General features: G+C 35.5%; 22 protein-coding genes. 17 read left to right on the forward strand and 5 right to left on the reverse strand.

Annotated features, from left to right (window positions below):
- Window positions 1–143: 143 nt before the first annotated feature.
- The 4 genes from susR to ABEB31_RS12885 all read left to right on the forward strand — a co-directional run bounded on the left by susR (window position 144) and on the right by ABEB31_RS12885 (window position 6,137).
- Window positions 144–1,787 (forward strand): SusR family glycan utilization regulator, encoded by a 1,644-nt coding sequence (gene susR / locus ABEB31_RS12870; RefSeq protein ID WP_347052026.1) that lies wholly within the window; start codon window positions 144–146, stop codon window positions 1,785–1,787.
- 202 nt (window positions 1,788–1,989) lie between these two features.
- The gene (locus tag ABEB31_RS12875; protein ID WP_347052027.1) at window positions 1,990–4,206 is read left to right on the forward strand and encodes a glycoside hydrolase family 3 C-terminal domain-containing protein; all 2,217 of its coding nucleotides are present in this window, start codon (window positions 1,990–1,992) and stop codon (window positions 4,204–4,206) included.
- Between the two features lie 104 nt (window positions 4,207–4,310).
- On the forward strand, window positions 4,311–4,958 hold the full coding sequence (locus tag ABEB31_RS12880; RefSeq protein WP_347052028.1) for a DUF1349 domain-containing protein: 648 nt from the start codon (window positions 4,311–4,313) through the stop codon (window positions 4,956–4,958).
- Between the two features lie 45 nt (window positions 4,959–5,003).
- Window positions 5,004–6,137 carry an acyltransferase family protein gene (locus ABEB31_RS12885; protein ID WP_347052029.1) on the forward strand — a complete coding sequence of 378 codons (1,134 nt, stop codon included), beginning with the start codon at window positions 5,004–5,006 and terminating at the stop codon, window positions 6,135–6,137.
- Between the two features lie 143 nt (window positions 6,138–6,280).
- On the opposite strand, the gene ABEB31_RS12890 is transcribed toward ABEB31_RS12885, so the two are convergent.
- Both ABEB31_RS12890 and ABEB31_RS12895 read right to left on the reverse strand, forming a co-directional pair.
- Window positions 6,281–7,387, reverse strand: a complete 1,107-nt coding sequence (locus ABEB31_RS12890) for an NADH:flavin oxidoreductase (protein WP_347052030.1) — start codon at window positions 7,385–7,387, stop codon at window positions 6,281–6,283.
- A 7-nt stretch (window positions 7,388–7,394) separates the two neighbouring features.
- Window positions 7,395–7,697 (reverse strand): ArsR/SmtB family transcription factor, encoded by a 303-nt coding sequence (locus ABEB31_RS12895; protein WP_347052031.1) that lies wholly within the window; start codon window positions 7,695–7,697, stop codon window positions 7,395–7,397.
- Between the two features lie 283 nt (window positions 7,698–7,980).
- On the opposite strand from ABEB31_RS12895, the gene ABEB31_RS12900 reads away from it, so the two are divergent.
- Complete coding sequence (locus ABEB31_RS12900; RefSeq protein ID WP_347052032.1) at window positions 7,981–8,469, forward strand: TlpA family protein disulfide reductase; 489 nt, start codon at window positions 7,981–7,983, stop codon at window positions 8,467–8,469.
- A gap of 259 nt (window positions 8,470–8,728) precedes the next feature.
- Here ABEB31_RS12900 and ABEB31_RS12905 read toward each other — a convergent pair whose 3' ends face one another.
- The gene (locus ABEB31_RS12905; protein WP_347052033.1) at window positions 8,729–9,109 is read right to left on the reverse strand and encodes a hypothetical protein; all 381 of its coding nucleotides are present in this window, start codon (window positions 9,107–9,109) and stop codon (window positions 8,729–8,731) included.
- A 213-nt stretch (window positions 9,110–9,322) separates the two neighbouring features.
- Here ABEB31_RS12905 and galA point away from each other — a divergent pair, with 213 nt between their 5' ends.
- The 5 genes from galA (at window position 9,323) to ABEB31_RS12930 (ending at window position 15,682) form a co-directional block, all read left to right on the forward strand.
- Window positions 9,323–12,139 (forward strand): beta-galactosidase GalA, encoded by a 2,817-nt coding sequence (gene galA / locus ABEB31_RS12910; protein ID WP_347052034.1) that lies wholly within the window; start codon window positions 9,323–9,325, stop codon window positions 12,137–12,139.
- Window positions 12,140–12,486: 347 nt separating this feature from the next.
- Window positions 12,487–13,356, forward strand: a complete 870-nt coding sequence (locus ABEB31_RS12915; RefSeq protein ID WP_347052035.1) for a helix-turn-helix domain-containing protein — start codon at window positions 12,487–12,489, stop codon at window positions 13,354–13,356.
- Between the two features lie 184 nt (window positions 13,357–13,540).
- Window positions 13,541–13,960, forward strand: coding sequence for a (R)-mandelonitrile lyase (locus tag ABEB31_RS12920; protein WP_347052036.1), 420 nt, complete (start codon window positions 13,541–13,543; stop codon window positions 13,958–13,960).
- 16 nt (window positions 13,961–13,976) lie between these two features.
- Entirely contained in the window at window positions 13,977–14,375 is a 399-nt protein-coding gene (locus tag ABEB31_RS12925) for a cupin domain-containing protein (RefSeq protein ID WP_347052037.1), read from the forward strand.
- A 254-nt stretch (window positions 14,376–14,629) separates the two neighbouring features.
- Window positions 14,630–15,682, forward strand: a complete 1,053-nt coding sequence (locus ABEB31_RS12930; protein ID WP_347052038.1) for an NAD(P)-dependent alcohol dehydrogenase — start codon at window positions 14,630–14,632, stop codon at window positions 15,680–15,682.
- A 145-nt stretch (window positions 15,683–15,827) separates the two neighbouring features.
- On the opposite strand, the gene ABEB31_RS12935 is transcribed toward ABEB31_RS12930, so the two are convergent.
- Window positions 15,828–16,415, reverse strand: a complete 588-nt coding sequence (locus tag ABEB31_RS12935) for a DUF4142 domain-containing protein (RefSeq protein ID WP_347052039.1) — start codon at window positions 16,413–16,415, stop codon at window positions 15,828–15,830.
- Window positions 16,416–16,568: 153 nt separating this feature from the next.
- On the opposite strand from ABEB31_RS12935, the gene ABEB31_RS12940 reads away from it, so the two are divergent.
- The 6 genes from ABEB31_RS12940 to ABEB31_RS12965 all read left to right on the forward strand — a co-directional run bounded on the left by ABEB31_RS12940 (window position 16,569) and on the right by ABEB31_RS12965 (window position 20,193).
- Window positions 16,569–16,841 (forward strand): hypothetical protein, encoded by a 273-nt coding sequence (locus ABEB31_RS12940; RefSeq protein ID WP_347052040.1) that lies wholly within the window; start codon window positions 16,569–16,571, stop codon window positions 16,839–16,841.
- Complete coding sequence (locus ABEB31_RS12945) at window positions 16,838–17,686, forward strand: XAC2610-related protein (RefSeq protein WP_347052041.1); 849 nt, start codon at window positions 16,838–16,840, stop codon at window positions 17,684–17,686. The genes ABEB31_RS12940 and ABEB31_RS12945 overlap by 4 nt, the downstream gene beginning before the upstream one ends.
- Window positions 17,687–17,880: 194 nt before the next feature.
- Window positions 17,881–18,117, forward strand: a complete 237-nt coding sequence (locus tag ABEB31_RS12950; RefSeq protein WP_347052042.1) for a DUF7218 family protein — start codon at window positions 17,881–17,883, stop codon at window positions 18,115–18,117.
- Between the two features lie 20 nt (window positions 18,118–18,137).
- Complete coding sequence (locus tag ABEB31_RS12955; protein WP_347052043.1) at window positions 18,138–19,232, forward strand: DNA topoisomerase IB; 1,095 nt, start codon at window positions 18,138–18,140, stop codon at window positions 19,230–19,232.
- A 66-nt stretch (window positions 19,233–19,298) separates the two neighbouring features.
- Window positions 19,299–19,460: a DUF1328 domain-containing protein gene (locus tag ABEB31_RS12960; protein ID WP_073417710.1), complete on the forward strand. Its 162-nt coding sequence runs from the start codon at window positions 19,299–19,301 to the stop codon at window positions 19,458–19,460.
- An 85-nt stretch (window positions 19,461–19,545) separates the two neighbouring features.
- Window positions 19,546–20,193: a DUF5661 family protein gene (locus ABEB31_RS12965; protein ID WP_347052044.1), complete on the forward strand. Its 648-nt coding sequence runs from the start codon at window positions 19,546–19,548 to the stop codon at window positions 20,191–20,193.
- 70 nt (window positions 20,194–20,263) lie between these two features.
- Here the strand turns inward: ABEB31_RS12965 and ABEB31_RS12970 are convergent, their stop codons facing one another.
- Window positions 20,264–20,776, reverse strand: coding sequence for a hypothetical protein (locus tag ABEB31_RS12970; RefSeq protein WP_347052045.1), 513 nt, complete (start codon window positions 20,774–20,776; stop codon window positions 20,264–20,266).
- Window positions 20,777–20,963: 187 nt separating this feature from the next.
- Here ABEB31_RS12970 and ABEB31_RS12975 point away from each other — a divergent pair, with 187 nt between their 5' ends.
- Window positions 20,964–21,557: a YciE/YciF ferroxidase family protein gene (locus ABEB31_RS12975; protein ID WP_347052046.1), complete on the forward strand. Its 594-nt coding sequence runs from the start codon at window positions 20,964–20,966 to the stop codon at window positions 21,555–21,557.
- The last annotated feature ends 53 nt before the right edge of the window (window positions 21,558–21,610 follow it).

Raw genomic sequence — 21,610 nt, forward strand, 5'->3', positions numbered from 1 at the left:
TATAACAAAGTTCTGTTGTGATTTTATTTATTATATATAAAAACTAAAATCACCCCAAAATTAGCACATCCTGACCCTTTGTAAATATTTCGGTTTTTATATTTTTCACTTTGTTATATTTGTAAATCCTTATATTAAATCCATTGAAAAATTATCGCTTATTTCTGTTCCTTTTTATTATTAGCTTTCCGGTTTTTGCTGTCGAAAGTACTGATGTTATTATAAAAGAATTAAATGATGCTTTAAAAAATAAACAGCATTATGTAAAAATTAAGGAAGAGCGTATTTTAAATTTCAAGAAGATAAAATCTGAAAACCTGACTAAAGAGCAGGAGTATAATTATAACAAAACACTCTATATTGAATATCAGAAACTAAACTCAGATTCGGCCATTCAATACGTAAAAAAGAATCTCAAAATTGCGGATGAACTTCAGAATAAAGAGCTTTATAACCTCGCACAATTGCAATTGGTGACACTTTATTCTTCATCTGGAAAATATCGGGAGTCTGAAGCTATTCTGAAAAGCATCAATAAAAAAAATTTAGCAGTTTCCTTAATTCCCGCTTACTATATTGCGAATCGCGAATTTTTTGAGCATTATGCTGCAAATAGTTACAGTCCGGAATACAGGAAACAAATCGGAAAATACAGGGATTCGTTATTAGGCGTTTTGAATCCCAATACGCTGGAATTTCAGATAAACAGAATTCAGCAGGATATTTTCAACAGAAAATTCGATAAACCAAGAAAGCAATTGCTTGATTTGCTGAATAAAACAAAAGAAGAAAGTCCGCAATATGCCATGATTACCTATTTGCTGGGCAAAATTGCAGAGGCAACACATCAGTTAGAATTGCGTAAAAAATATTATGCACTTTCGGCCACATCAGATCTTAAAAATGCGAATAAGGACAATGCATCGTTGCAGGAACTGGCCTTGGTTTTTTATGAGATCGGCGATGTAGACATGGCCTATAAATTAACGCAGTCCGCAATTGAAGATGCTCTGTATTGCAATGTGCAATTTAGAACATTATTAATGTCAGAGGTTTATTCGATTATAAATACGGTTTATCTCGAGCGTGAAGCCCAGAGAAAAAGCGATTTACAAATTTATCTTCTTTGTATAAGTTTACTTTCCCTGTTTTTATTGATTGCCATTATTTACGTGTATAAACAAATGAAAAAGGTTTCCAGAATTCGAACAGAATTATATGAAACCAGTCAGAAATTGGCTGAATTAAACAAAGATATTACAGAAACCAATGGTCAGTTACAGGAGAGTAATCTGCAATTGTCTGAGTCTAATTTAGTTAAAGAAGAATACATAGCGCATTTTTTTAATCTGTGTTCTACTTATATTAATAAGCTGGAAAACTACCGCATCATTTTAAATAAGAAAGCCACAGCAAAGCAGTTTGACGAAATTTATAAAATATTAAAGTCCACCACTTTAGTCGACAATGAATTGGAAGAGTTGTATAAAAACTTTGATATCATTTTTCTCAATTTATATCCCACATTCGTTAAGGATTTCAATGCCTTATTAATTCCCGAGGAACAAATTGTCCTTAAACAAAACGAACTATTAAATACAGAACTTCGCATTTTTGCACTCATCAGACTGGGAATTACAGACAGTGTTAAAATAGCAGCATTTCTTCGTTATTCTTTAAGTACGATTTACAACTACAGAACCCGTGCCCGAAATAAGGCTGCAGTTTCCCGAAATGATTTCGAAGAAATGGTCTCAAAAATAGGTATATTGTCTTTGAAACTGTAAATATTTATTTTAAAATCACTACTTTTTTTGCTGTTTTATTTTGCTTAATAGTTTGTTTATCAGGTAATTAATTTTTTAATTTACTACTTTTTTTAGTCTAAAAATCTAAGTTGTACGATAACGTTTTAGTTTTACAATATCATAAAAGTTCTTTTACAAAAGAATCACTTTATAATAACCTAATGCTTTAATAAATACTGTTATGTTAAAAAACGTAAAAACAATTGTTGTTTTACTTTTACTAAGTTCTTTGGGAATAAATGCTCAAAGCAAAGTTCCGGTCTATCTGGACGACAAAAAACCGATTAGCGAGAGAGTAGAAGATGCGCTTTCGCGGATGACAACTGCAGAGAAAATCGCGATGATTCACGCACAGTCTAAATTTAGTTCGCCAGGTGTGCAGCGTCTTGGAATTCCGGAAAACTGGATGACAGACGGACCACATGGTATTCGTACAGAAGTAAAATGGGACGAATGGGATCAGGCGGGATGGACAAACGACTCCTGTATTGCTTTTCCTGCGTTAACGGCACTTTCTGCAACCTGGAACAAAGAATTGGCTTCTTTATATGGTAAATCTATTGGGGAAGAAGCACGTTATCGTAACAAAAATGTATTATTAGGACCCGGAGTTAATATATACAGAAGTCCGCTAAACGGCCGTAATTTCGAATATATGGGCGAGGATCCTTTTTTGGCTTCAAAAATGGTGGTTCCTTATATTAAAGGTGTTCAGTCAAACGGAGTTGCGGCCTGTGTAAAACACTTCGCTTTAAACAATCAGGAAACCAATCGTAATTCGGTAAATGTTGTTGTAGATGACCGTGCATTATACGAAATTTATCTTCCGGCTTTTAAAGCGGCGGTACAGGAAGGTGAAGTTTGGGCAATTATGGGTTCATATAATAAATATAAAGGACAGCAATGCTGCCACAACGAATATTTGTTAAACGATATTCTTCGCGGAGAATGGGGTTTCAAAGGGGTTGTAGTTTCTGACTGGGGTGGAGTAAATGACACTAAACAGGCAATACACAATGGTCTGGATATGGAATTTGGTTCCTGGACAAACGGACTTTCATGGGGAACCAGTAATGCTTATGATAATTATTATTTAGCAAAACCTTATTCTGAAATGATCAGAAAAGGTGAAATAGGAACCAAAGAACTGGACGAAAAAGTACGTCGTATCCTGCGTTTATCGTTCCTGACTACTATGGATAAAAATCGTCCTTTTGGATCTTTTGGAACAGAAGAACATGCCGTTGCAGGCCGTAAAATTGCAGAAGAAGGTATCGTATTGTTGCAGAACAATAATAACATCCTGCCAATCAATCTTTCTAAAACCAAAAAGATTGCAGTAATTGGTGAAAATGCTATTAAAATGATGACTGTTGGAGGCGGAAGTTCTTCGCTTAAAGCAAGATATGAAATTACGCCGTTAGAAGGTTTAAAGAAAAAAATTGGAAATAAGGCAGAGATCGCTTACGCAAGAGGTTATGTAGGAGATCCTACAAGTAATTATAATGGTGTAATTGCTAAAGTAAGTTTAGAAGAAAAACGCACTCAGGCAGAATTAACTGCAGAAGCGTTAAAAGTTGCCAAAGATGCAGATATTGTTCTTTTTATCGGAGGATTAAATAAAAGTCCAAATCAGGATGATGAAGGACACGATCGTAAAGAATTAGGATTGCCTTATGGTCAGGATAAATTGATCAGCGAACTGGCGAAGGTTAATAAAAACATTGTTTTTGTAAATATTTCAGGAAATGCTGTGGCAATGCCATGGAATAAGGAAGTTCCAGGTATTGTTCAAGGATGGTTTCTGGGAACAGAAGCGGGTAACGCACTGGCTAATGTTTTGGTTGGAGACGTAAATCCGTCAGGAAAATTATCTTTTACCTTCCCGGTAAAACTGGCTGATAACGGAGCTCACGCTTTAGGAGAATTTCCCGGGGGAGACGAAGTGAAGTACAACGAAGGTATTTTTGTTGGATACCGCTGGGCAGACAAGCAAAAAGTAAAACCTTTATTTGCTTTCGGTCACGGATTAAGCTACACTACTTTTGCATACGGAAAAGTAACTGCAGACAAAAAACAAATGAATGCGGGAGACAAAATTACATTTTCGGTTAATGTAAAAAATACCGGAAGCAGAGAAGGATCAGAAGTAGTGCAATTGTATATTACAGATGTTAAATCTTCATTGGTTCGTCCGATCAAAGAACTAAAAGGTTTTGAAAAAGTTTCGCTGAAAGCGGGAGAAGAAAAAACGGTAAGTATTACAATCGATAAAACGGCTTTAAGTTTCTTTGATGATAAAAAACACGACTGGGTTGCAGAACCTGGTGATTTTGAAGCTATTATTGGAGCTTCTTCTACAGATATAAAATCTAAAGTGAATTTCACACTTAAATAGTTTATTTCTAAACTTTGGTTGGTTGGTAGAGCTGCAATAGTAAAATGTTGCAGCTTTATTTTTAAAATTTAAATAACCTATTAATAGTAAAATGTAAAAAGTATATGAAAAGTATATTATTTTTTGCAGGAATTTTGTTTTCGATACAGAATCTTTCTGCACAAAGTCTGAATAAAATGCAGTGGTTTAATGAACCTGAAAAGTGGGAAATTAAAAACAATGCCTTAATTATGAATGTTACCGCAAACAGTGATTACTGGAGGATTTCTCATTACGGATTTACAGTCGATGATGCTCCTTTTTACTACGCTAATTACGGCGGCGAGTTTGAAGCAAAAGTTAAAATCACAGGAAATTATATTGCACGTTTTGACCAGATGGGATTAATGATTCGTGTCGATGAGAAAAATTACATCAAAACCGGAGTTGAATTTGTAGACGGAAAATTTAATATCAGTACAGTCGTAACACATGATAAAAGTGACTGGAGTGTAACAACGCTGGAAAAAGCACCTCCCTTTGTATGGATTAAAGCCGTTAGAAGATTAGATGCAATTGAAGTTTTTTATTCTTTCGATGATAAAAATTACATCATGACAAGAAATGCGCCTTTGCAGGATAATACACCGGTACAGGTTGGTTTGATGGCTGCCTCTCCCGACGGAAAAGGTTTTGAAGCTAAATTCGAAAATTTCTCTGTAAAACATTTACCAGATCAGAGAAGGGCAGAATGGCTAAAGAATCACCAATGATAATTGTCAATTATTAATTAAATAACCATTATAATTAACCATTTTATGAGTTCCATTTCTACAGATATTAAACCTAAAAAACATTACGAAATCTTAGATGGATTGCGTGGTGTTGCGGCAATTCTGGTAGTTGCTTTTCATATTTTTGAAGCCTTTGCCGGTGGAAACCGTTTTGTTCAGATTATAAATCACGGATATCTTGCAGTTGATTTCTTTTTTCTCTTATCGGGATTTGTTGTCGCTTACGCGTATGACGATCGTTGGGTAAAAATGAGCCAATGGGAATTTTACAAACGCCGTTTAATCCGCTTACAGCCCATGGTTATTTTAGGAATGATCATTGGTGCCATATTTTACTATTTTCAGGCATCCGACATTCTCTTTCCTATGATTGGAGGAATGGAGGTGTGGAAAGTTATCTTAACAATGGTAGTTGGTTTTACCTTATTGCCGATTCCGCCCTCTCTGGAAATCAGAGGCTGGGGAGAAATGCATCCTTTAAATGGTCCGGCGTGGTCACTGTTTTTCGAATATATTGCAAACATCCTGTACGCCCTTATTTTCCGTAAATTTTCGAATAAAGTACTGTCAGTTTTCGTACTGATATTCGCCGGACTGTTAATTAATTATACCGTTTTCGGACCAAAAGGAGACGTAATCGGCGGGTGGTCGCTCAATTTGGAGCAAATGAATGTTGGCTTTACGCGCTTGTTATATCCATTCTTTGCCGGCGTTTTATTATGCCGTTTAGGCAAATTAATCCATGTAAAAAATGCATTCTGGATCTGCAGTATCCTGATAACAATTGTTTTGGCTTTACCAAGATTCGGAAATGAAAACAGTCTTTGGATCAACGGTTTGTATGAATCTTTCTGTATTATTTTAATCTTTCCCATTATTGTTGCAATTGGAGCAGGAGGAGAGCTTAAAAATGAGTTTTCATTAAAAATATGCAAATTTCTGGGGGATATTTCTTATCCAATTTATATTACTCATTATCCATTAATTTATTGGTTTACAGCATGGGTTGTCGACAATAAAGTAACAATGGAAAACGGCTATATAGAAGGAATCGGAGTTTTGATTGCCAGTATTGTAATGGCTTTTGTCTGCCTGAAGTTGTATGACGAACCGGTTAGAAACTGGCTGCAAAGTAAATTTCAGAAAAGAGTTTCTTAAAGAGAGGAACAAACAGGGATAGGGACAAAGAAAGAAAGGTCACGAAAGTCCTGAACCTTAACCTTTCTAAATAAAAATCAAAAAGCCTCAAAGGAAAAACTTATTTCCCTTGAGGCTTTGTCACTTTGAACCTTTTTAAATATTTATTCTAAAACCAGCTGTCCTAAAGCTTCTTTGCTGAAACCTTTAAGCTCATCGGTTTTTCCGGCTTTAATTTTAGCGACCCAGTTAGGATCTGATAAAAGCGGTCTTCCAACAGCGACCAAATCAAAGTCACCTCTGTCGAAACGTCTGTTTAATTCTTCTAATGAAGTTGGTTGTGAACTTTCTCCTGCAAAAGCACCAAAGAAATCTCCCGAAAGTCCAACAGAACCAACCGTAATTGTTGGAACGCCTGTAACTTTTTTAGCCCATCCGGCAAAGTTTAAATCAGAATCTTCAAATTCCGGTTCCCAGAAACGTCTTTGAGAAGCGTGTATAATATCTACGCCGGCATCTACAAGCGGTGTAAGCCAGGCTTCTAATTCAGTTGGGTTTTTAGCCAGTTTATAATTGTAATCAGAAGGTTTAAACTGAGAGAAACGCATGATAACAGCAAAATCATTCCCCACTTGTTTTCTGATTTCTTTTATCACTTCAATAGCAAAACGGTTGCGTTCCGGTAATGTTTTTCCGCCGTAAATATCTTCACGAAGATTCGTTTCAGGATTAAAGAACTGGTCGATTAAGTACCCGTGTGCACCGTGAATTTCAATTGTATCAAAACCTAATCTTTTCGCATCAGCGGCAGCTTTACCAAAAGCAAGAATAGTTTCTTCGATATCTTTTTCGGTCATGGCAACACCATTTCTAAAATCAGGTCGGTTTAATCCCGACGGACCTTCAAAAGGAACTGGCGGCACCCATCCCGAATGATGGTTGTCCATAATTCCCATGTGCCAGATCTGCGGTCCCATTTTTCCGCCTGCAGCATGAACTTCGTTGATCACTTTTTTCCATCCTTCTAAAGCTAAATCACCATAAAAATGTGGTACGTTAGCATCGTTAGATGAGGAAGGTCTGTCAATAACAGTTCCTTCAGATAATATTAATCCAACTTCGCCCTCCGCTCTTTTTTGGTAGTAAGCGGCTACTTCGTCTGTTGGAACTCCGTTTGGAGAAAATGAGCGCGTCATTGGCGCCATTACGATTCGGTTTTTTAAATTTAACGTTTTTAAGTTAAATGGAGAAAACAGGTTGTTTGTACTCATAGTAATTTTACAAATTAGATTGAATTAAGTTACTGAGTGCTTCAAAGGCACCTTCGTTGCGTTTATAGTAAGTCCACTGACCAACGCGTTTCGATTCTATAAATCCCGCGCGCTGCAAAATGGACAGGTATTCGGATACTGTAGACTGCGTTAAACCCGCTTTTGCCTGAATTTGTCCCACACAAACTCCGTGCTCAAATCCGGCATGCTGTAACTGGTCCGGAAAGTTTATTTCGGGTTCTTTAAGCCATTCCAGCATCTGCAGTCTGGATTTATTCGATAATGCTTTAAATATTTCGATCGTTTCCATGCTGCAAATATATCGACTTTTCCCGATATACCAATTTCCCGATATTGCATTTGTGAAAATTTTATGATTGAGGGAGAGAAAGTTTTTTTCTGAAAGAGAATTTTGTCAAAGAAAAATTATATTTGTTTTTAATTTAATTGCAAACTCAAAAAGAAATTAAACCATAATTTATGTAATATAATTTAAGTCTTGCATGAACTTAAATACCTTACATGTATTGGAAAAAACTTTGCGCTATGGCGGTTTTGCGATATTAATATGCCCAAACCAATAAACTTAATCTATGAAAAAAATCTACCTACTTTTAATTTTTACATTTTTCAATTCAGTAATAGCAAACGCACAGGTGGTTGGAACTGAGATCGGAGATATTGCTCCGGAAATTGATCTTCCCAATACAAAAGGAGAAAACATCGCACTTACTTCTTTACGAGGTTCTTTAGTTTTAGTGGACTTCTGGGCATCCTGGTGCGGACCTTGTATTAAAGAGCAACCTTTGTTGTTAAAGCTGCACAATGCTTACCCTGAGAAATTATCAGTTTACGGCGTTTCCATGGATACCAAAAAGCCTTTATGGACAGCAGCAATAGCAAAAGCTAAATTACCATGGATCAACGTAAGCGATTTAAAATACTGGACTTCTCCGGTTGTAGGAGATTATATGCTGCAATCCGTTCCGTTGAACTTTTTAGTAGATAAAAACGGAATTATCATAGCGAAAAATATTCATGGAAAAGCTTTGGAAGACAAGATAAACAGCTTGTTGCAATAGTTTTGTAACGGCAGGAATAAAGCAAAGCCGCAGGTCGCAAAGGCAATAAACCATATAAGTTATATAAGCATGCTGTAGTGAGCTTATATAACTTATATGTTAAAAAAAAAACTCGGCGACTCTGCGGCTTTGCGAGATAAATTACTTCGCGCTACTGGTGTATTTTTGGCACCTTTACGGTTAAGCCAAACTTCAAAAACACAAAATTCCAATTGAAACCATTGCTTCAATTGGAATTTTTTAATTTGAAATTTTGCTTCTAAGATTCTTTCGTAGTTTTTTTAACACCTCCAAAACTCGTTTTCAGCATTTCTCTTATCTGAAACTGGGTTTTGTTTCCCGATGCGCTTTTCCAGTCTTTAAGATCATAAATATGAATTTGTTCTGCATACGGATTTGTAAGAAATGAAATTCTCGAAATCGTGTATTTATAGTATTTCAGTTCGTGAGATACATGTCGGTTTGGGACTACAATCAATATGTTTTCCCAACTCAAAAAGTCCTGCGGAACGTCGTTTCTTTCAAGCAATCCTAAAGATTCGAAAAAAGCATAAATCTTCTGATCATTAAGTTTGTGTATCTTAAGATCGAGGGTTTTAAAAGTACTCTGGAGTCTATTTTCGTTAATAATAGTACTCATAGTGGTAATTGCTTTTTAAGATTTAAATATAAAATTACATCAAAAGAAAATAATTTCTGAAAGTTATGCCATTAGATTCATTCTAAATTTTGTTCTCCCTGTTATCCACATTATTACAAAAGAGTTATCATATTTTGATAAAATACTATCGGTGTATTAAATGTAAATGCTATAATTTTATCGTTCTATGATTTCTACTAACTACCAAACCTTATGAAAACTACTCTGAAAAAACGATTTACTTACTACTTCTTTATAATATGTTTTACCATTTCTGCACAGACAAAATCGCAAAGAGAACTTCTGTTAATTGATACAGACTGGAAGTTTTCGTTCGGGCATTTATATGATACTAAAAAAGATTTCGGTCATGCCGAAGGCTATTTCTCCTATTTAACCAAAACCGGATTCGGAGACGGACCTGCAGCCAAAGATTTTGATGATCGGGCGTGGAGACAATTGGATCTTCCGCATGATTGGGCAGTAGAGCAGCCTTTTAGCGAAAGCGCAAGTTTTAGTCACGGATTTAAAGCGGCCGGAAAAAATTATCCGGAAAAAAGTATTGGCTGGTACAGAAAAAAAATCAGCATTTCTAATGAAGATCTTGGACGTATTATTTCTTTAAAATTTGATGGCGTTTTCAGGAATTCAAAAGTATTTTTTAACGGATTTTATTTAGGAACCCAACAAAGCGGCTACAATGGTTTTGAATATGATGTGACGGCGTATGTGAATTACGGAGGAGAAAATACAATTGTAGTCCGCGCCGATGCTTCGATGGAAGAAGGCTGGTTTTATGAAGGTGCCGGAATTTACAGACATGTTTATCTTCAGAAAACAAATCCCGTTCATGTAGTTACAAATGGAACTTATGTGACTTCAGTACTTAAAAACAATGATGCGGATGTTACTGCTGATGTGACGATAGAAAATAAGGGAAATTTTAAAGGTTCGATAGAAATTATAAACACAATTTTTGATGCCGAAAAAAAACAAGTTGCCTATAGTTCTGAAAAAGAACTGGCTCCGGAATTTTATCAAAAAAGAAATTACAGCTCGAAATTATATGTCAAAAATCCGCTTTTATGGGATATTGAATCACCGAATCTGTATCGTTTACATACTGAAATCAGGCAGGATGGAGAAGTTATCGATAGTTATGAAACAAATTTCGGTATCAGAACAATTGAATTTAATGCAGAAAAAGGATTTTTCTTAAACGGAAAGCCTGTGAAGTTAAAAGGCACAAACAATCATCAGGATCATGCGGGAATAGGTACAGCCTTGCCGGATGAAATGCAGTATTACCGAATTAAAAAACTGAAAGAAATGGGTTCGAATGCCTATCGCTGTTCCCATCATCCGCCAACACCAGAATTATTGGAAGCCTGTGATCAACTAGGAATGCTGGTTATAGACGAAACCCGTTTGATGGGAATAAACGATTATCATCTAAATGATTTACAAAAAATGATCGAGCGCGACCGTAATCATCCCAGTATTTTCTGTTGGTCTGTGGGTAATGAAGAATGGCAGATAGAAGGTGGCATTACCGGCGAAAGAATTACAAACGTAATGCAGCATTTTGCGAAAAGTATTGATCCGACAAGGCCTGTAACAGTTGGAATTAGCAGCGGGTTTAAAAGCGGAATTTCGTCTGTGGTAGAAATTATAGGATACAATTATTTGGGTAACGGAGATATCGATGCACACAGAAATCAGTTTAAAAACCAGCCTGGAATGGGAACCGAGGAAGGTTCTACTTTTGCAACTCGAGGCATTTATTTTACCGACGACGCAAAGCATTACCAAAGCGCTTACGATAAAAAACCGCGTCCCACATTTTACAGCATCGAAGAAGGCTGGAAATTCTATGCAGAAAGGCCCTATTTAGGCGGAATTTTTATCTGGACAGGCTTTGATTACCGCGGTGAACCTACCCCGTATGGCTGGCCGTCTGTAACATCTTATTTTGGAATGATGGACGTTTGCGGTTTCCCTAAAGATAATGTTTTTTACCTCAAATCCTGGTGGGGAACTGAACCTGTCTTGCATTTGCTGCCGCATTGGAACTGGAGCGGAATGGAAGGCAAAGAAATTGATGTTTGGGCGTATTCGAACTGTGAGGAAGTCGAACTTTTCCTGAACAAAAAAAGTCTCGGCAAAAAGAAAATGCAGCAAAACGGACATTTAGAATGGAAAGTTAAATACGAATCAGGTGCATTGGAAGCAATTGGTTATAAAAAAGGTAAAAAAGTTTTAACGGAAATTCAAAAAACAACCGGAAATCCTGAAAATGTAAAACTGACTCTGGATAAAGAAAACAAAGCCAACTCAAAAGTTAGTGTTATAACTGTAGAAGTTACCGATAAAAAAGGTCTTCATGTGCCAACCGCAGACAATGAAATTACTTTTGATATAAAAGGAGGAAAGATTTTAGGAGTAGGAAACGGAAATCCGACTTCTCTTGAGAACGATCAGTTTATTGCTGATTTAAAATTAGTTTCCATTACGGATTTTGAGGAACAAAAGGGAAAAACTGCCGATCTTTCTTTGCAGTCCGGTTATCCTGAAAATGAATGGATTTCAGCGTTTAAAGATCGGGATTACAAAAATCAGGCACTATCGTATATTTACCGTGGAAATTTTGAGTTGACATCGGTCTCAGAGAAAAATCAGGTGAATTTCTTTTATAAAAAAATCGGAACCGCGGCTGAAGTTTACATTAACGGAAATAAGATAAATCCAAGTAAGGAAGATCCGCAAAGATATATTTTGGATACAAAACTTTTAAAACAAGGTAAAAATTCTGTTAATATCATTACAACTCCGTTGCAAAAAATAAAAGACTGGGATGTAATGAATACAGATCCCGGAATTATTCAGGTTATTATTCCGGCAGAAAACTGGAAGAGAAAACTTTTTAATGGTTATGCCCAGATTATTATTGAGAAAGAAAATAGTACCAAAGAAGTTGTTTTAACCGCTTCCGAGAAAGGGTTAAAGAATGCCACAATTGTGGTGAAGTAAACGCAAAGCACGCTAAGATATACGCAAGGTTCGCAAATAATATTTAATATGGCAAAATCGCGAAGACGCAAAGTTTGTTTCAATTGCCTCCAGCTTTAGCTGGATTAAATTGATTATCCGCAAAGTTTTGTCATTCTGAGCGAAGTCGAAGAATCTCCTTAAGGAACTCTACAACAGAAATTGTAAAAAAACTTTCCAAACTCTCTGATTTTGAGTTCACATTTAGCTTTAATAAGATAAAAACTTTTGAGAGCATGCGTAAATTTTAACGCTCTTAGCGAAAAACCTGAAACCTGAAACAAAAAAAAACAAAGCGAAATATTGTTTGATTTTCATAACTTTGCAAAATGGAAAAGCAGACAGAAATACAGAATTGTGATTTTACATCAGATTTAAAGCTCAAAGGTTTCAGAGTATATCAGATAAATGGGGATCTGAGTAAAATTCCGGTTTACAGCCGAAGAGATTTTTACAAAATCTGTATCAATACAAGTAAAAGTATTATTCAATATGCCGACCGCGGAATAGAAACCGATGGAACTATTCTGTTTTTCGGAAACCCGATTATACCTTATTCGTGGGAAACAATATCCGAGGAATTTGAAGGATATGCCTGTGTATTTACCGAAGAGTTTTTGAAAACAAAAGACCGTTCAGAAACACTCCATGAATCTCCTTTGTTTAAAATAGGAGGGACGCCGATATTTACTTTAAATCCTGACCAAAAGGTGTTTATAGATTCATTATTCCAAAAAATGATTACGGAGTATGAAACTGATTATGTTTTTAAAGATGATTTAATGCGCAGTTACATCAATCTGATTATTCATGAATCTATGAAGATGCAGCCATCAGATAACTTCTTTAAACATAAAAATGCTTCGTCTAGAATTACCTCTTTGTTTCTGGAATTGCTGGAAAGACAATTTCCTATCGAGACCAAAGATGAGCCTTTAGCATTAAAAACACCTCAGGATTATGCTCAAAATCTGGCAGTCCATGTAAATCATCTCAACCGTTCGGTCAAAGAAGTAACTGGGAAACCAACAACGGCGCATATCACAGAAAGAATTATTACAGAAGCAAAAGCTTTATTGCAGCACACCGACTGGAGTATTTCGGATATTGGTTATTCTCTCGGATTTGAATATCCGAGTTACTTTAATAATTACTTCAAAAGACTTACAGGAACGGTTCCAAAATCGCTTCGCATGTAAATTGTTTGAATTTCATAATTTATTGTTTGATTATTATTAATTTCGATGCGAATTGCTGCTGTAATTTTGCATCAAATAATTAGTATTAATCCTTTATCAGTTTTTAGATAACTAAATAAACTTCACAAAGCACATTCTTGCTTTTAATTTAGTTTAAAAACCGATTTCAAAAAACAAATTAATTATGAAAGCAACAGATCAAATTAAATCAACCATTTTTTCCAAAGGAGATTTAGCTTCTGCGGATTATTTTACCGGAAATGCATGGGTTAAAATGTTGGTACCCAACGATCCCGTTTTGAATACCGCTGTAGGTAATGTGGTTTTTGAGGCAGGTGCACGCAACAACTGGCACACACATCCTGGCGGACAAATACTAATTGTAACCCAAGGAACAGGATATTATCAGGAAGAAGGAAAGCAAATTCAGCTATTACAAGCAGGAGATGTAGTTAACATTCACCCTGAGATAAAACACTGGCATGGCGCCGCTCCGGACAGTGAGTTTACACATATTGCAATTAGTACAAATACAGACAAAGGAATCGTAGATTGGCTTGAACCTGTGACAGACAAGCAATACAATAGTTTCAAAAATAATTAACTTAAATAACATTTTTATGGCAATACAGTATTCAGCAAAAATAGAAGAAGGAACAGTCCCGAATACCTTTATGACCGGAAATGTTTCTTATAAAAAGCAAACTAGTGATATCCATCCTGAAAACACGATAATCAAAGACGTTTCTTTTGCGCCGGGAGCAAGATCCAACTGGCATAGCAATGCAGGTCTTCAATTGATTATTGTGACCCAGGGCGAGGGTTACTATCAGGAAAGAGGCGGGAAGATCAATCTAATTCAGAAAGGGCAGGTTCTAACCATTTTACCAGGTGTAGAACATTGGTACGGCGCAACGCCAGAGCGTTCTTATTCTCACATTACCATTGTTACAGAGATTGATAAAGGTTCCGGAATCTGGATGGAAAGCGTTACAGATGAAGAATATTATTCTTATTAAGCAGCTAAGTTTTATAAGTTGCCAGTATATACAGTTTTTAAAAGCGATAAAAAGCTAAAATTTTATTAACTTTATATCTGTATCTTTTTGATATATAATTAATTGCGTTTTTATTTATTATGTGTCTTGAATTAATCTTCGCGAAATCTTCATTCAGATAAAAAACTATTCTGGTATTTAAGATAACAAAACCTGAACCTGATCCCGAAGCCTCGGGAGAAACCTGAAACCTGAAACAAAAAACAAAAAAATATATGGAAACTAAAAACATCAAAGCCTTTGGTACAGAAGCTGCCGAAGCACCTTTACACACATTAGACATTAAAAGAAGAGAAGTTTTGGCACACGATGTTGAAATTGAGATCTTATATTGCGGAATTTGCCACTCTGATCTGCATTCGGCCAGAAATGAATGGCATGGCACCACTTACCCAATTGTTCCCGGACATGAAATCGTTGGGCGTATCACAAAAATTGGCGATCATGTAAAGGGTTTTAAAGTGGGAGATTTAGCCGGAGTGGGCTGTATGGTAGATTCTTGCAGAGAATGCGAGCATTGTAAAAACGATTTAGAGCAATTTTGTGACGAAGGAAATATCCAGACTTTCAATTCGCCAGACAAACATTTAGGAGGACAAACTTATGGTGGTTATTCGCAAAGTATTACAGTAGATGAGAATTATGTTTTGCATATCTCAGATAAGTTAGATTTAGCCGGAGTTGCCCCTTTACTATGTGCCGGAATTACAACCTACTCTCCTTTAAAACACTGGAAAGTCGGTCCTGGCCAAAAGGTGGGTATTGTAGGAATTGGCGGTCTTGGTCATATGGGCATCAAAATAGCCAAAGCAATGGGCGCACACGTGGTGGTTTTTACCACTTCTCTTTCTAAAACAGAAGATGCACAACGTTTGGGTGCAGATGAGGTTGTTTTGTCTACAGACGAAAATCAGATGGCGCAGCATGCCAAAAGTTTAAATTTTATTCTGGATTGTGTTTCTGCAGAACATAATATTGATGCCTATTTAAATTTACTAAAAGTAGACGGAACACTTACATTGGTGGGAGCACCTATGGATCCGCTTCCTGTAACCTCTTTCAGCTTAATTTTAGGAAGAAGAAGTTTTGCCGGGTCTCTTATCGGAGGAATTGCCGAAACTCAGGAAATGCTTGATTTCTGTGCCGAACACAATATTACGGCAGATATCGAATTAATTGGTATCAATGAAGTAAACGATGCCTACGAAAGATTACTAAAAGGTGATATTAAATATCGTTTTGTGATTGATATGGCTTCTTTAAAATAGTTTATAAGATTTAAGCTGCTAAGATTTTATGCTTTAAAGTTAATTTTGAAAAATTAAAATCTTAGCAGCTTAAAAAAACAAAACCCCTCAAGCAATTCAACTCTTGAAGGGTTTTTAAAAATAAATAATAACCAATTAATTTATTTTATTTTTTGTCCAGACTTTCTTTTAAGGACTTTGCGTGTTGTAAATGCGTTGTAATTACAGGGATACTATTAGAAGCCCATGTTTTTACTTCAGCATCAGTTGCTTTTTCAGAAGCATCTTCTAGTTTTTTAATGGCTTTTTCGTGACCGTCAACCATCATTGAAACGTATTTTTTATCGAAGTCAACTCCGGATTTTTCGTTTAACTTGTTATATTCTTCCTGACCATCTTCTGTTAAAGCAGTTGGTAGTGTAAAGTTTTTTGCTTTTGCTAAAGCACTAACTTCAGAAGCAGCTTTGGTATGTTCGTCAACCATCATTTTACCAAATTTTTTAACCTCTGGGTTTGTACTTTTTGTCTGAGCCAATTTGCCAAGTTCAATTTCAGCTAAATTAATTTCAGCCTGATCTACTAAAAATTCAGAATCATCTTCTTTATTGTCAACAGAGTCAAATTTAGTTTCGTTAGCGTCTTCTGCAACTTCTTTTGGATCTTCTTGTTTGGTTTCATTTTTACAAGATTGAAGGAATAAAATAATAAGTCCTGCTCCTAAAATGGCTTTTCCGGCTAATAATAACTTTTTCATAATTTGTATGGTTTTAATGTTATGATGTAAAATTACCTTCAATGTGTAAGAATATTTTACAGGATTTTGCAGAAATGTTATAGGATTTGTATGGTTAGTATTTTTACATTATAAAATGTATTAAGTATATTAGCCTTATAAAAAGCGTTTCTGATGAAAATAATAAAGAAAATTTGTGGATGTATTCTAATTGTACTGGCATCGATATTATCGCTGACCACTTTTGCCGGACTTTCACAAGCAATATTTATTAATAGTATAGAGGAAATTAAAAAATCTACGCCTCATGGAATTGGATATTTAATAGGAACATTAATAATGGGGTTTCTCTTTATTCTTTTAATACGCTTTATGTTTAAGTCCGGGTTTCGATTAATTAAGCCTGACAACAAATATGTTGAATTGATTGATGATATCGGATTATGAAAAGCACCTTTATAATTTTTTTTCTTGTACTGAGTAATTTTCTTTTCTCCCAAATAACTTACTCCGGTTTTATTGATAAATACCCGATAGAACTCGTCACCGATATTTATTCTGATGGTCCGGGCTCTGCAATTTATGCCTATTCTAATGTTGATACGCCAATTGTTCTTAACGGAGAATTGAAAGGAAACGTACTGGTTTTTACAGAAAAGAACCAGGATAAACAAAATGCAAAACTTACTTTTAAAAATTATGATTCCCAAAGCGGGCAGTTAAATGGAATCTGGAAAGATTTAAATTCTAGTAGAGAACTTCAGATTAGCCTGAAAAAAGAATTTGATATTAATTCTAATCCCGAGCAGGCAGAAAGAGAAATCCTGCAGTCTTCTTCTTTAAAAAACAGCTATTTTAAACTCATTATCTCTAAAGATTCAAATGTAAGCGGAGTCAGAATTATTGAAAAGAAGACCGATAAATTAATTCAGAAAATAACGGTACAATGCCAGCTGTGGGGATTAAATAATATAGATACCGGCGATTATAATTTTGACGGATTTGAAGATTTCTCGGTTTTTGAATCGAGTTATGCGGGTCCTAATACTTCCAGGATTTATTTTCTATATAATCCGAAAACGCGAAAATATTTTGAAAGCAGTTATAGCGGAACTTCTTTGGAATTTGACAGTAAAACCAAAAGAATTTATGAGCACAACCAATGTTGTGCCGGCAGAAGTATCGAGCGGGCAGAATATAAATTAGTCAATAATAAAATGGTTTTGGTAAAAAAGACCTGTCTGGAATATGACGATAAAACGCAGGATTATAAAAAGATCATTTGTGACTGATCGCTATAAATAAAATTATTTAGTAAAAATCCCAACTCATTCGAGGCGGGATTTTTTTTTGTCTCAAATCCAAATAATTCATAACGATTTAATTATAGAATTTCTCTGAAAAATTATGTAACACTTTTCTTGTGTTATTGATGGAACTTTGACTTAACAGATTTTTGAAATCTTTAATCCAAAATTTACAAGTCATGCCAGATGGAATAAGAAATGAAGAGCAGTACGAAGCACTTATAAAAAAGGGTTACAGTAAAGAAAAATCTGCACGAATTGCTAATACACCCGATTCTGGGGAAAAAGGAGGAAAAGCAAAACCATACGAAGAATGGACAAAGGAAGAACTCCTGAAACAAGCTGGTAAAGCAGACATTAAAGGTCGTTCTTATATGAACAAAAAAGCCCTTATTCATTCTTTGAGAAATAATTAAACATTTAACAATTCGCCAAAATGAACGCCGCAGCCAGAAAAGAAAATTTAATGAACCAATTGATTAAGACGCCTCATCTGGTGATTGATAAACTGGATTTGGAGTATGTTAGTGATAATCGGTTGACAATTGTACGCTGTCGTGAAGGTGAGAATTTCGTTTATAAAAAAAATGGCAGAGATGTAAAGTCTAAGTCAGAATTAAAACGAATTAACAGTTTGGTTTTACCGCCGGCGTGGCAAGATGTAAGAATTGCAGATTGTACAAATGCTCATTTACAAGCGGTCGGAATTGATGATAAGAACAGAAAACAGTATCGCTATCATCCGAAGTGGAATTTAATTCGAAACCAGACCAAATTTTATAAGATTGCCGAATTTGGAGCCAAGCTGCCTGCAATTAGAAAGCAAGTGGATCTGGATCTGGAAAGGAAAGAATGGTGCAGGGAAAAAGTTGTGGCTTTGGTAATTCGATTAATGGAAGAGACGCACATTCGAATAGGAAACGAAAAATATGCGAAAGACAATAAATCGTACGGGCTTTCGACTTTAAGAAAACGCCACATCAACATTAATAAAAATTCGTTGCGATTTGAATTTATTGGAAAAAAAGGAAAACAGCACACCATAACCACGCGAAACAAACAGCTGATTAAACTGGTTAGCCGTTGTGAAGAAATTCCGGGTTGGGAAGTTTTTAAATATTACGATAAAAACGGCGAAAGAAAAGTACTCGACAGTCATATGGTAAACGAATATTTGCATGCCATTTCGGGACAATATTTTAGTGCGAAAGATTTCAGAACCTGGGCAGCATCGATCATATTTTTCGAAAGCCTCATGGAAATGGGAGTAACGGCTGATGAAAAAGAAGCCAAAAAAAATGTGGTTGCCGCTTTTGATATGACTGCTGAAGCACTGGGGAATACCAGAAAAGTATGCAAAGATTATTACGTTCATCCTTTATTGATTTCAACTTATGAAGACGGATCAATTCAAAAGTATTTCGATGACGTTAAAAAAAGCAGAAGCAATAAAAAATATTTCACAAGATCAGAAACTGCATTCTCTGAATTGATTCAGAATTATGAAATCAATTTGATAGACTGCAAATAAATAAAAGAGTTAATGCTCTCTCTAAAAGCTTCATACAGAATCATTATTAACTAAAAAACTATTATTATGTTACGTTGGACAGTCACCTTTATTATTCTAGCCATAGTGGCGGGAATATTTGGTTTCGGAGGAATCGCCGCTGGAGCCGCAAGTATAGCTAAAATTTTATTCTTTATATTTTTAGTCTTATTCATTATTTCGTTAATCAGCGGAAGAACAAGAGTTTAAAAAAGAATAGCATTCAATAACAATTAAAACGACACATTCATTCAGAGTGTGTCGTTTGTGATTTATAACAAAATAAAATAAAATCATGGGAACAAAAAGTGGCGCTTATCAGGATGTTTACGTTAAGAGGGAAGATAAAATGGTAAGCTTAAAAAAAGATGTGACAGATTTTTGTGAAAAGTATATAAAACCTGTTCATCCGGAGAATTGGGACTGGTCGGTTCGTGATTTTGAAAATCCCGAAAACGACCCAACAGTTGAAGAAGCAAGAGCCATTGCAAATGTTATTCTTAAAGATTTAAATTATAAAGAAGACACAGACGTGGATCTTTCTACAATGAATAATGTCCACGCCATAAAAGCGTATTTAGATCCCGACAGCAAACATGAAGCTTTTAATATGGAGGAATTTGCTTTTGCATTAAAAGTAGAATTAGAACACGGAAGGATCAAAGATGTAAATGTGACTAATAATCATCCTTTTTTGACAGCCATGATTGCACTTGCTCACATGACAGAAACATTAACTTATTATAAGAGGCTGAAAGTGATGGAAGCGGAGGGAGAGATCTACGAGATTACCAGAAAGATGCAACATTCTACAATCGATAAGGAGAAATGGCAGGCTGAACTTCACGACGCCGAAGAAGAACTAAAAGAAGCCAGAGCAGGACTAAAAGAACGCCTGGAGAAAATGGACGATATTCCGGTATTGAAAATTATTGGAGATTGAGTTATTAGATTTAAGCCAAAAAAACCGTTAATATCTTAATTAACGGTTTTTTTATTATCGCTGAGAAGGCTTAGAATTTTCTCGGATCATTTTCAGGATACTCTTCGTCATCATTGTCTTCCTGAACATCATCTTCGATGTATTCGTTGTCATCCTCTTCGTCTATATCTTCTTCAATAAAATCGTCGTCTTCGTCGTCAATATCTTCAAGCGCAGCTTCTGTTTCATTGAAATCATATTCTTCCTCTCTCAGATCTGACGGATTGTCGAATTCGTCATTTTCATCTTCCAGTTCCACTTCGTAAATAGCATCGCTATTGTCTTCTAAATCTCTGTCTGTATGAAAATCATCATCCAGATCATCCAGATCAGAATCTCTGGTAAAAATTTCCTCATCTGGATTTGGTCCGTCAGGATTGCTGCCATTTCTCACGGTATAGCCACGTTCTGCAATTTCGCTGGCATCGGTGTCAGAATCCTTTGTGTCTTCAATATCGTACAGATCTTTACCTAAATTTCTGTCATTAGAGATGTGGTTATCAAACTCTCTGTTTTTGCTGTCGTTATTATCTATAGTGCTCATGATGTCTTTATTAATAATTAGTATAATACAAATCTAGCACCGATGAAGGGAAATTTATTATAGAATTATAAAGTCTAATTGTATAATTAACAGATGTTTAGAATAGAATTTAAATTGATAATTTTATAACCAGTCCCGCATTTGTCTAAGTAATTTTATAATCTAATTAATTCTTAAAATTATTATTATGAAAACTGCAAATAGTACAAAGAAAACGGAAAGCACTACAAAGAAAGCACCAGCAAAAGAAACCACACCAAGAGGAGTTACAAAGCCAAAAGCCAATGCAGCATCTGGTCTTACAGAATTATTTGAAGATGCATTAAAAGATATTTACTGGGCAGAAAAAGCACTGACTAACGCGTTGCCTGTTATGTCTAAAAATGCTACATCGCCTGAGTTAAAAGATGCTATTGATAACCATCTTACAGAAACCGAAGAGCAAATCGTTCGTTTGGAAGAAGTTTTTAAAATTATCGGTCAAAAAGCTACAGCAAAAAAATGTGATGCAATGGAGGGCTTAATTGAAGAAGCAAAAGGAATGTTGGAAGAAACAGAATTAGGCGTTGTGCGTGATGCAGCAATTATTGCAGCCAGCCAGAAAATTGAACATTACGAAATTGCTACATACGGAACCCTAAGACAGTTTGCAGAAACACTGGGATTGCAGGAAGCTGCAACTTTATTGGAGCAGACACTTGATGAAGAAAAAGATGCAGATAAACTATTAACAGATGTTGCTGTAAATGCAGTAAATCTTGAAGCTGCTGAATTAGAATAAAAAATCAGAATGCAAAGAAAGTGCAGTTTTAGGACTGCACTTTTTTTAATTCA

The sequence above is a fragment of the Flavobacterium olei genome (assembly GCF_039749035.1).
GTDB classification, from domain to species: Bacteria; Bacteroidota; Bacteroidia; order Flavobacteriales; family Flavobacteriaceae; genus Flavobacterium; species Flavobacterium olei.